Source organism: Pedobacter agri PB92 (assembly GCF_000258495.1).
GTDB classification, from domain to species: domain Bacteria; phylum Bacteroidota; class Bacteroidia; order Sphingobacteriales; family Sphingobacteriaceae; genus Pedobacter; species Pedobacter agri.
In genome coordinates this window covers 1-10,174 of the sequence record NZ_AJLG01000175.1, presented here as the reverse complement: position 1 = coordinate 10,174, position 10,174 = coordinate 1, and the positions used below count along the sequence as shown (strand labels likewise).

Sequence of the window (10,174 nt, the reverse complement as noted above, 5' to 3'; positions counted from 1 at the left end):
ACGCACACACTACCCTCGCCGGTATTACTTTTACCACCAATGCGGTTCATTGCAATAGCTAGGGTTGAGTGTGCCTCATGGGAAATGGAACCAAACGACATCGCTCCGGTTGCAAATCTTTTTAAAATTGCTTCAGTAGATTCTACCTCGTTTAAAGGAACAGATGGACGGCTATAATTAAAATCAAACAATCCGCGAATGGTATAAGCTTGCTGTGTTTGCTCATTTACCAGTTTCGAATATTGCTTGAAAATGTTGTAGTCATTTTTGCGTGTTGCATTTTGCAGCAAGTGTATCGTCTGCGGGTTAAACAAATGTGCCTCACCCCTGCGACGGAATTTATATGTTCCACCGGCTGGCAATAAGTTTTCGGTTTGCGTGGCTGGTCCGAAACTGCGATGATGTTTAATCAAAGTTTCCTTCGCAATTTCATCCAAACCTAAACCACCAATCCGGGAAACCGCACCAGTAAAATAAGTGTTTACCACTTGCTTGTTCAAGCCTAAAATTTCAAAAATCTGCGCACCTTGGTAAGATTGCAAAGTCGAAATTCCCATTTTAGAGAAGATTTTAAGCAATCCGCTATTTACTGCGTAAATATAATTTTTGGTTAGCTGCTCTGCTGATAAACCTGATTCTTCCTGAAAACCATTAATAGTCTCCAAAGCTAGGTAAGGATTGATTGCAGTAACACCAAAACCTAATAAGGTAGCAAAATGATGCACCTCCCAAATATCTCCACCTTCAATTACAATACCCACCGCACCACGATAACCTTTGCGAATTAAATGGTGATGTACTGCTGAAACTGCCAATAACGATGGCATTGCGGCATGTTCCGAATCGATTGCCCTATCCGTTAACACGATAACCTGGAAACCATCTTCCACTGCATCAACTGCGTAACGGCATAAGCGATCTAAGGCTTTCGCCATCGCACCCGGCTTTCCATCCGCACGAAAATAAGTTTGCAATGTTTTAGCCTGGAAAACCCCTGTATCAATACTTCTCAGTTTTTCCAGTTCCTGATTCGTTAAAATCGGATGTTTAATGGCTACACAGTGTGATTGCAAAGGATTTTCCTCAAGCAAGTTCCCATTACTTCCCATAAAACTAGCCAAACTCATGACCACTTTTTCGCGGATAGGATCAATTGGCGGATTAGTTACCTGAGCAAATAACTGTTTAAAATAGTTAGATAAATGCTGAGGACGTTTTGATAAGATAGCAAGTGGCGTATCTGTACCCATTGAACCAATTGGTTCTTTGGCTTCGATAGCCATTGGCTTTAAAAGCAGGTCGATATCTTCTCTGCTATACCCAAATACTTGCTGGTATTTAAAAATAGATTCTTCTGAAAGTCCGGTAAACATTACACGAGGCTCAGGCAATTCCTCCAAACGGATTTGATATTGATTGATCCAATCGGCATATGGACTTTTGCTGCAAACCTGAGTTTTGATTTCATCATCACTGATGATTCTACCCTGTTCCATATCCACTACGAACATTTTCCCAGGTGTTAACCGACCTTTTTCGATGATGGTGCTTTGATCAATGGCTAAAGCACCAGCTTCAGACCCCATAATCACACGATCATCAGAAGTGATGGCGTAACGTGAGGGACGTAAGCCGTTTCTATCTAATGTTGCACCAATTAATTTTCCATCCGTAAAGGCAATTGCCGCTGGCCCATCCCACGGTTCCATTAAAGTAGCGTGAAATTCATAGAAAGCTCTTTTAACCGGATCCATGTCTTCGTTGCCATCCCAAGCCTCAGGAACCAACATCATTAAAACATGAGGTAAAGTTCTTCCTGCATGCAACAACAATTCGATCACATTGTCCAGGCAGCCTGAATCAGAGTTGGTTTCATCAATTACAGGCAACAACATATCTAATTCTTCTGGTGTAAAATAAGCAGAAGCAAAAGATTTTACCCCAGCCCTAAACCAGTTTAGATTTCCTTGCAGCGTGTTAATCTCACCATTGTGTGCAATGAAACGGAAAGGCTGAGCCAATCTCCACGACGGAAAAGTATTTGTAGCAAAACGTGAGTGAACCAAACCAAGCGCTGAAACCACACGTTTGTCGCTTAAATCAGTAAAATAAGTACGAACTTGTAAAGAGGTTAGCTGACCTTTATATATAATGGTCTGTGCTGAAAGTGAAACAATATAAAAATCTTTACCACCGTGAACTGTATTGGTAATGAGTTTGATAAGGTAATTTTTGAAAACATAAAGTTTACGTTCAAAATCTGCACCTGCAGCAACTGCATACGGTCTTGCGATGAAAACCTGCTCAATTTCCGGCTCTACCGAAAGCGCCATATTTCCGATGTCAAATGTATCGGTTGCTACTTTTCTAAAACCCAAAATCTCCAAGCCAAGCTTTTCAGCGGCACGATAAATCAGTTCGCGACACTCTTCTCTCGATCTGATATCCTTAGGCATAAACAGCATACCTACACCATAATTATTGGTTTCAGGTAAACTGAAGCCTGCTTTAAGGCATTCATCGTAAAAAAATTCGTGGGGAATCTGAATCATGATACCGGCACCGTCGCCTGTATTTGGTTCTGCTCCACATGCCCCTCTATGATCTAGATTTTCTAAAATAGTAAGTGCATCGGAGATGATTTGATGCGATTTTCGCCCTTTCACATGTGCAACGAACCCAATACCGCAGGCATCGTGTTCAAATTGCGCATCGTACAATCCACTGTTTGGTTCCATTCTTTGCTCGTTAGTTGTTAGTGTATAGGAAACACTAAGATACAAAAAACGAATATTAAATTACAGAGTTGCTATGCTTTTTAGGATTATTCTAGTTTATAAGCAAATTTAAACCCATATAATAAAACATTATCAACATAAAGCTTGATATTTTATGAAATTTATAATTCGTAATTATGCTGAAAACTCATGGTTTTTACCGACAAAATTTGATAAATCGATTTAACCAAAATATTTATATATAAAATAGGTATTTATAAATGAACAAATATTCAATGATGAGATAATGAATTCTCGTATTTTAAAATTTCGTCAAAACAAAGGAAATAAATTTTATTAATTTACTAATCAGTTAGATAGACTAAATGACTGAAAAATTAGCAAAATGCATTTCGCAAAACAACTTCTTTTTCTACCTTTGTGCCGGGCAAGTCTTTTACGACCAGCTCCCTTTGAACTCCCCCAGGATGGGAACATAGCAAGGGTAGAAGGTTGTAGCGGTGCGATAGAAGGTGCTTGCCCTTTTTTTTACCCCCTAACCCCCTGAAGGGGGGATATTAAATTCTTCAGGGTTTATCAAAAACTCAAACATTTAAGAATTTATAACCATGAAATTTTTTATTGACACAGCTAATCTTGATCAAATCAAAGAAGCGCAAGATCTTGGCATTTTAGATGGCGTAACCACCAACCCTAGCTTAATGGCTAAAGAAGGTATTACTGGCGAAGAAAATGTAATTAACCACTATAAAGCAATTTGCGATATCGTTGATGATAACGTTAGTGCTGAAGTAATTTCTACAACTTTTGATGAAATTGTAAAGGAAGGTGAAGCATTAGCAGCATTGAATCCAAAAATTGTTGTTAAAGTTCCTATGATTAAAGATGGTGTAAAGGCCATTAAATATTTCTCTTCAAAGGGAATTAAAACCAACTGTACTTTAATTTTTTCTGCAGGACAGGCTTTATTGGCAGCTAAAGCTGGTGCAACTTACGTTTCTCCATTCCTGGGCCGATTAGATGATATTTCTAGCGATGGTTTAGTTTTAATCGAAGATATCAGAACGATTTTTGATAACTACGGATATGAAACACAAATTTTAGCTGCATCGATTCGCGGACCATTACATATTGTAAACTGTGCTAAATTAGGTGCTGATGTTATCACTGCTCCTTTAGCTGCGATTGTTGGATTATTAAAACACCCATTAACAGATAGCGGTTTAGCAACTTTCTTAGCCGATCACGCTAAAGCAGCTGGTAAATAAAGTATTAATCTTCAGTCCTAGAGCTGGGGTCTAATAATGAAAAAGTCCTAAGTATGGAGTTGCATAACTCTTACTTAGGACTTTTTTTATTGGAATTGACCAAAGATTCTAAACTAGTGATTCACGACTAAGTATATCTTTTACCAATTGGTAATTAATTTGCTCATCAGGTTCAATTAAAATCCCTTTCACCCCTGCCCCATTTGCAGCTTCTACATCTCTGGGTTTATCACCAATCATTACCGATTGAGCAGGATCAATATCATACATGTCAATAGCATCTAAAATCATTCCAGATGCTGGCTTACGGCATTTACACTCTCCTCCAACGGTTGGATGATGCGGGCAGTAGTAAAAGCCTGCAATATCTGCACCCTTCGCCACAAAGGCATTTCTAAGCATTTGATGCATGATTGCCAGTTCTTGTTCAGAATATCTTTTCAATGCTATTCCACCTTGATTGGTGATCACGATCAATAAATATCCCTCATCATAGAGTTTTTTCAATACCGGGATTTGGTAATCTAAAATCTTAAAATCTTCAACACGACAGATATAGTCGTAAATTTCGTGGTTTAAAACCCCATCACGATCCAGGAAAATTGCTTTATTCATATTATATTATGTAGAGAATTTGGCGCAAGATAGGTTAAAAATGAAGAAATAAAAAAGGACAGCGTTTAACCTGGCCAATAGCTAAGGCTTTATTTCTTCATCCCAACCCGATGTCCTTTTATCGCAAAATAGATAATGTATAAATAAGCTGGAATCATGGCTAAATAAAAAAGCATGCTGAAAATCGATGTGCATCTTATCTTTTAAAAAGCCGTAAACCAATGGCCAGATGGCGCCTCCTGCTATTCCCATAATCATAACGGCAGAACCTGTTTTTGTGAATTTGCCCAAGCCCTTAATTCCGAGGGGAAAAATTGCTGGCCACATTAAGGAATTTGCCAGACCTAACAGTGCCACTGAATAATAGGAAACATAACCTGCTGTGAATGCAGATACAATTGTTAATAGTACACCCGAAAGGGCACAAATTCTTAGTGCCATTTGTTGCGAGATAAATCTGGGAATGGTTGCTATTCCTAGAACGTAGCCCACTAGCATACAGATCAAAGTAAACGAGGTTGAAAATCGCAATATGTTGGCATCGATATTCAATTCTCGGCCATAGGTATTTATGATATCACCTGCCATTACCTCTACCGCAACACAACAGAAAATGGCAAAAGCACCTAAAAATAAATGAGGATACTGGAAAATGCTGTTTTTAGCAGCTGTATACTTTACATCATCATTTTCAACTATCGCTTCATCATCTTCTGCATTTATTTCTGGCAAGTGGACAAATTTTATGAGGACTGCAAAAAGCACAAACACTACTGCCAACACAATGTACGGAGTATGTACACGATGCAAGAGTTCATCTAAAATAGCATTTTTAGCAACGGGATCGCTTGTTGCGTCTAATTTCGCAGTTACCTCTTTCGCATTATCTAAAAACAATAGTCCGAAAATAATAGGCACCATTACGCCGGCTCCTTTGTTGCACAAGCCGGCAATGGAAATTCGTGCAGCAGCACTATCTATTGGCCCAATTATACTCAGATAAGGATTTACTGCTGTTTGTAGCAATGCCATAGCTGATCCCTGAATGAAGATGCCCGTGAGGAATAATCCGAAACTTCTGTTATCTGCTGCCGGAATAAAAACAAGCGAACCTAAACCTAATATCACCATGCCGAGTACCAGGCCGTTCTTAAAGCCCAATTTTTTCAAAATCCATGAGCTTGGTAATGCCAGAAAGAAATAGGCGATGTAAGAAGCAAATGTGACAAAAAATGCTTGTAAGTCAGTTTTTAAGTCGAGTGCTAACTTTAGAAAAGGAATCAGCGTTCCATTTGCCCAGGTGACAAAACCAAAAATAAAGAAAAGTGCACAGCAGATGATCATGGGTAACAATGCTGTCCTCTTTTGAGTTGCAGGTGAATTAATCATTTTAAAAAGTAAGTTTAGTTGGTTTGTTCAGTTGATACGACCAAACTAAGCAAATAAAATCTATTTTTTTCACTCAAACGTTTGCGTGATTTTTCAATCTTGAGAAAATTAATAAATCGGATATGAAGTATTCATTAAGATTGCGCATGTGTGGAGATGAAAACAATAATTTCGCAAAGCGTCATCTATGTAAGTCTCCAGATTAGAAACGCCGAAAATCATGAATACTATCAAAAATCAGCTCCATCAATAATTAATTCCCTTATAAATCAATACAGTAGCACTTTTCGCATATTTTTATTTGCAGGAGATATATTTGAACCCTATATTTGCATCACTTTAAAGGAAACGGACAACGTTTTTAAACAAAGTAGATTCCGTAGCTCAGCTGGTAGAGCATTACACTTTTAATGTAGTGGTCCTGGGTTCGAATCCCAGCGGGATCACAGAGAGCCTCACAGAAATGTGGGGCTTTTTTGTTGCAAGCACCGTTGTCAGCAGAGTCAGGTGGCCTATGGTTTCCAATACCTGAATGGAGGTTGATTCAAAAAGCATTTAAAATAAAAAAGCCAGCAAATATAAATCTGCTGGCTTTTGTCTTGATGGAGTATTATTCTACAAAGTCGCCATATCAATGACGAATCTGTATCGAACATCGCCTTTTTCCATGCGGTCGTAAGCTTTATGAATGTCTTTCATGTCGATCATTTCGATTTCAGATACAATGTTGTTTTCTGCACAGAAATCAAGCATTTCCTGAGTTTCGGCAATTCCTCCTATACCAGAACCTGCAAGGCTTTTTCTGCCACCTAATAAACTAAATGCAGCAATTTCTGCTGGTTTAGGTGGTACACCAACGCAGATATGCGTTCCATCGGTTCTTAATAATGATAAGTACATATTGAAATCGTGTTCTGCAGAAACAGTATCCAAAATGAAATCAAAAGTTCCTTTGGCTGCTTTTACTTGTTCAGGATCTGTAGTTACCACAAAATGGTGTGCACCTAGTTTTTTAGCATCTTCTTCTTTTTTAGGTGAAGTGCTTAATACGGTCACCTCGGCGCCGAAGGCTACACCAAACTTTACGGCCATATGGCCCAAGCCGCCTAACCCAAGCACAGCAAGTTTATGTCCCTTCCCTACTTTCCAATGCCTTAAAGGAGAATAAGTAGTTATACCGGCGCACAACAATGGTGCAACCGCAGCCAGATTTAGTTTATCAGATACATGAAGTACAAACTCCTCTCTCACCACAATCGAATCTGAATAACCTCCATAAGTAGGAGTTTTGCCATCTCTTTCCAAACCGTTATAAGTTTGGGTGTTTCCCTCCAGGCAGTATTGCTCCAGGTCTTGTTTACAATTTTCGCAAACCTGACACGAATCAACCATACAGCCTGTTCCTGCTAAGTCGCCAACCTTAAACTTCTTAACGTGATCACCTACTTTAATTACCCGACCAACAATTTCATGACCTGGAACCATTGGAAATATACCAGGAAACCAGTCATTTTTAATTTGGTGAAGATCTGAATGGCATACGCCGCAGAATAATATTTCAAATTGAACATCATGTGGTCCAACTTCGCGACGCTCAAAATTCCAAGGTGCTAAGTCTGTACCTGGATCCTGTGCTGCATATCCTTTTGTTGCTATCATTTTTATAAATTTTATTTAGTTATACTTCAACAAAATTAATTGGTAATAGTTCAAAAAATATTACAACATTCAAAGCATTCATTACAAAATTCAAACAATTACCAAAATCAGCAATAGCGCAATTGATCCCTTCCCAATGTTGCATTGCTTATTTAATAGCAGTACATAAACGATAGTCGATATTACTACATTTAAAATAGGTTTTAGTTATATAGATAGATTTATAGGAATTTTATTTCGGTGGTAATTGATAATCCAATAAACCATATTTTTTAATCAGTGTTCCCGAGCCAGACTCTTTTTCGTTTATTTTTTCATAACCTCCGCCCCTGCATTCACAAGAGCCAACAGGACCGAACATCCCGTAATTGTAACCTGCAGTGTAGCTAAATCCTGATAATACGTAAAAACGTTTGCCTACATAAACGATGATTTTATCGTTAACGTTAAAATTTTCAAATGGCATGATAATGGTTTGCAAATCTTTATTATTATTATTAGGTTCTGCGCTAACAACAGTATCTTTTGTTAACACTTTATCTTGCTGAAGGTAAAAGTGAATTTTCTGGAGTTCTTTCTTATTGAAACCGTCTAAATAAATGGTTAATTTTCCGTCAACAGTTTTTATAGTATCACATACTTCCTTTTGCATACGAATGGCTTCCTTCTTCTTACTATAATGGTTCCACTCCACACTACCCCAAACAAAAGCAACTAATAGCAAAATCAAAGCGATAATTACCGCGATAAAAATTGCTATGACCTTAAAAATTTTCCTTGCTGTCATTATTCCGTTGTTTTAAAACTTATTGGCATTGTAAAATAAGATTTCACAGATTTACCTTTAAGTGTAGCGGGCTTCCATTTCGGCATACTTTTTAGCACACGAATCACTTCTTCATCGCAACCATAACCCAATTTCTTTACAATATCGATGTTGGTTAGAGAACCATCAACTTCAATCGTAAACTTGGCTTGCACCGTACTATTCACACCATGTTCAATAGCCTTCTTTGGGTATTTTAAATTGTTGGCAATAAACTGCCTTGCTTTGTTTATCCCGCCAGGAAATTCTGCTACTGTTTCTAATTGTTCTTGCTTAGGCTGACCGTAGTTGTGGTAAGGTGGCGTCGGCTCGATTGGAGCTGGTTTTAAAGCATCCTGAAATGAATAAACCTTAAGTATAGTTGCTTCGTTTTTTTCATTCCGATCAAAAAATACCCGATTATTGACCACTCTATAACTACCACTCTTAATCGTATCGCCAGTATTTCTGTTCACAATATGTTTGATCTCTTTTGCAAGTAACTCGGGTTTTCCATACCTGTAAAAATTATAAAACACGGTATCGTATTCAGCTTTTGTACTTCCTTTACTCAGGTTCACAAAATAAGTGGTGTTCTCTAGTTTAAAGGTAAAATCAGATCTTTTACCTTGCGAAAAACTTAGCGTAGTTATACCGAGAAATATTGCTAATGTCAGTGAAAGTTTTATCATCATTCATAAAAAGGTTAATAGGTTGTCCTAAAACTCACCGGCATGATAAAATACGACCTCACAAATTTACCGTTTAGCTTTGCAGGTGTCCATTTTGGCATCCGTTTTAACACACGAATTACCTCTTCGTCACAGCCGTAACCTAACTTTTGCACAATTTGAATATTGCTGATAGAACCGTCAAGCTCAATGGTAAACTTTACACGTACTGTTCCGTTAACACCCTCTTCAACAGCCTCATCTGGATATTGGATATTGTTGGCAATAAATAGTCTTGCTTTGTTTATCCCGCCAGGAAACTCTGCTGGTATATCAACTTTTTCAGGATTTCCTGTATTGTCGTAGGGTGGCAATGGCTCAATTGGCGCTGACTTTGGAGGTGCTACAAAAGTAGAAACTGCTCTTTGTACCGAAAGTAAGCCCTTATTGTTCTGGGTGTAAAGTTTCAAGACAGTAGCTTTGTTTTTCTCTTTTTGATAGAAAAAAATTTGATTTTTAATCACCTCGTAACTTCCGCTTATAATCGTATCGCCAGTTCTTCTGTCTACAATATGTTTAATCTCTTTACCAATCCTTTGGGTTTTACCAAATCTGTACAAATTATAAAATACCGTATCGTTTTTTGCTTTTGTGTTACCTTTGCTCAAGTCCATAAAGTACCTCGTGCTACCAAGTTCAAAGACAAAATCTGGTGTTCTACCTTGAGCAAAACCAGCCAACGAAAGCGTCAAAAAAACAAGAAGTAACTTAATTTCTCGTCTAACATCCATGTTAATTTTAATTAGGTAACTAAACTAATTTATTAGCAGCAGATATTTTTTTGGCTTTATTATTCGCTAAGTAAAACCTCTCATTCGTTATCAGTGAGTTATTATTTGCATGGCACAAGACAATCAAGCAGGTATTTCATTGCATGTGCTAGCCTTGCTATCCACTTCACCCGTTTATGTCCCAAGGCTCATGCTCGCTACTATCAGGTTTAAAAACAAAGCTTTGTGCTATAGCAAC

8 protein-coding genes, 1 tRNA gene and 1 other RNA gene are annotated in these 10,174 nt (G+C 38.0%); 3 read left to right on the top strand and 7 right to left on the bottom strand.

Annotated features, from left to right (window positions below; all coding sequences use genetic code 11):
* Nucleotides 1-2,738 (bottom strand): glutamate synthase central domain-containing protein (locus ON09_RS19545; protein WP_010602759.1); only part of this gene is annotated, 2,738 nt, incomplete at its 3' end.
* 425 nt (nucleotides 2,739-3,163) lie between these two features.
* Here ON09_RS19545 and ffs point away from each other — a divergent pair.
* Both ffs and fsa read left to right on the top strand, forming a co-directional pair.
* Nucleotides 3,164-3,263: signal recognition particle sRNA small type (gene ffs, locus ON09_RS24895), an RNA gene on the top strand.
* Nucleotides 3,264-3,346: 83 nt separating this feature from the next.
* Nucleotides 3,347-4,006, top strand: a complete 660-nt coding sequence (gene fsa, locus ON09_RS19540; RefSeq protein WP_010602758.1) for a fructose-6-phosphate aldolase — start codon at nucleotides 3,347-3,349, stop codon at nucleotides 4,004-4,006.
* Nucleotides 4,007-4,114: 108 nt separating this feature from the next.
* Here the strand turns inward: fsa and ON09_RS19535 are convergent, their stop codons facing one another.
* Complete coding sequence (locus tag ON09_RS19535; RefSeq protein WP_010602757.1) at nucleotides 4,115-4,621, bottom strand: D-glycero-alpha-D-manno-heptose-1,7-bisphosphate 7-phosphatase; 507 nt, start codon at nucleotides 4,619-4,621, stop codon at nucleotides 4,115-4,117.
* Between the two features lie 81 nt (nucleotides 4,622-4,702).
* Nucleotides 4,703-6,010 carry a sugar MFS transporter gene (locus ON09_RS19530; RefSeq protein ID WP_010602756.1) on the bottom strand — a complete coding sequence of 436 codons (1,308 nt, stop codon included), beginning with the start codon at nucleotides 6,008-6,010 and terminating at the stop codon, nucleotides 4,703-4,705.
* A gap of 373 nt (nucleotides 6,011-6,383) precedes the next feature.
* Between ON09_RS19530 and ON09_RS19525 the strand changes: the two genes are divergently transcribed.
* Nucleotides 6,384-6,456, top strand: a tRNA-Lys gene (locus ON09_RS19525).
* A gap of 169 nt (nucleotides 6,457-6,625) precedes the next feature.
* Here the strand turns inward: ON09_RS19525 and ON09_RS19520 are convergent.
* From ON09_RS19520 to ON09_RS24465, 4 genes are all read right to left on the bottom strand, one after another.
* Complete coding sequence (locus tag ON09_RS19520) at nucleotides 6,626-7,669, bottom strand: NAD(P)-dependent alcohol dehydrogenase (RefSeq protein ID WP_010602755.1); 1,044 nt, start codon at nucleotides 7,667-7,669, stop codon at nucleotides 6,626-6,628.
* A gap of 232 nt (nucleotides 7,670-7,901) precedes the next feature.
* The gene (locus tag ON09_RS19515; protein ID WP_010602754.1) at nucleotides 7,902-8,456 is read right to left on the bottom strand and encodes a hypothetical protein; all 555 of its coding nucleotides are present in this window, start codon (nucleotides 8,454-8,456) and stop codon (nucleotides 7,902-7,904) included.
* Nucleotides 8,456-9,169, bottom strand: a complete 714-nt coding sequence (locus ON09_RS24470; protein ID WP_010602753.1) for an energy transducer TonB — start codon at nucleotides 9,167-9,169, stop codon at nucleotides 8,456-8,458. The genes ON09_RS19515 and ON09_RS24470 overlap by 1 nt, the downstream gene beginning before the upstream one ends.
* Before the next feature lie 11 nt (nucleotides 9,170-9,180).
* Nucleotides 9,181-9,936: an energy transducer TonB gene (locus tag ON09_RS24465; protein ID WP_010602752.1), complete on the bottom strand. Its 756-nt coding sequence runs from the start codon at nucleotides 9,934-9,936 to the stop codon at nucleotides 9,181-9,183.
* Between the last annotated feature and the right edge of the window lie 238 nt (nucleotides 9,937-10,174).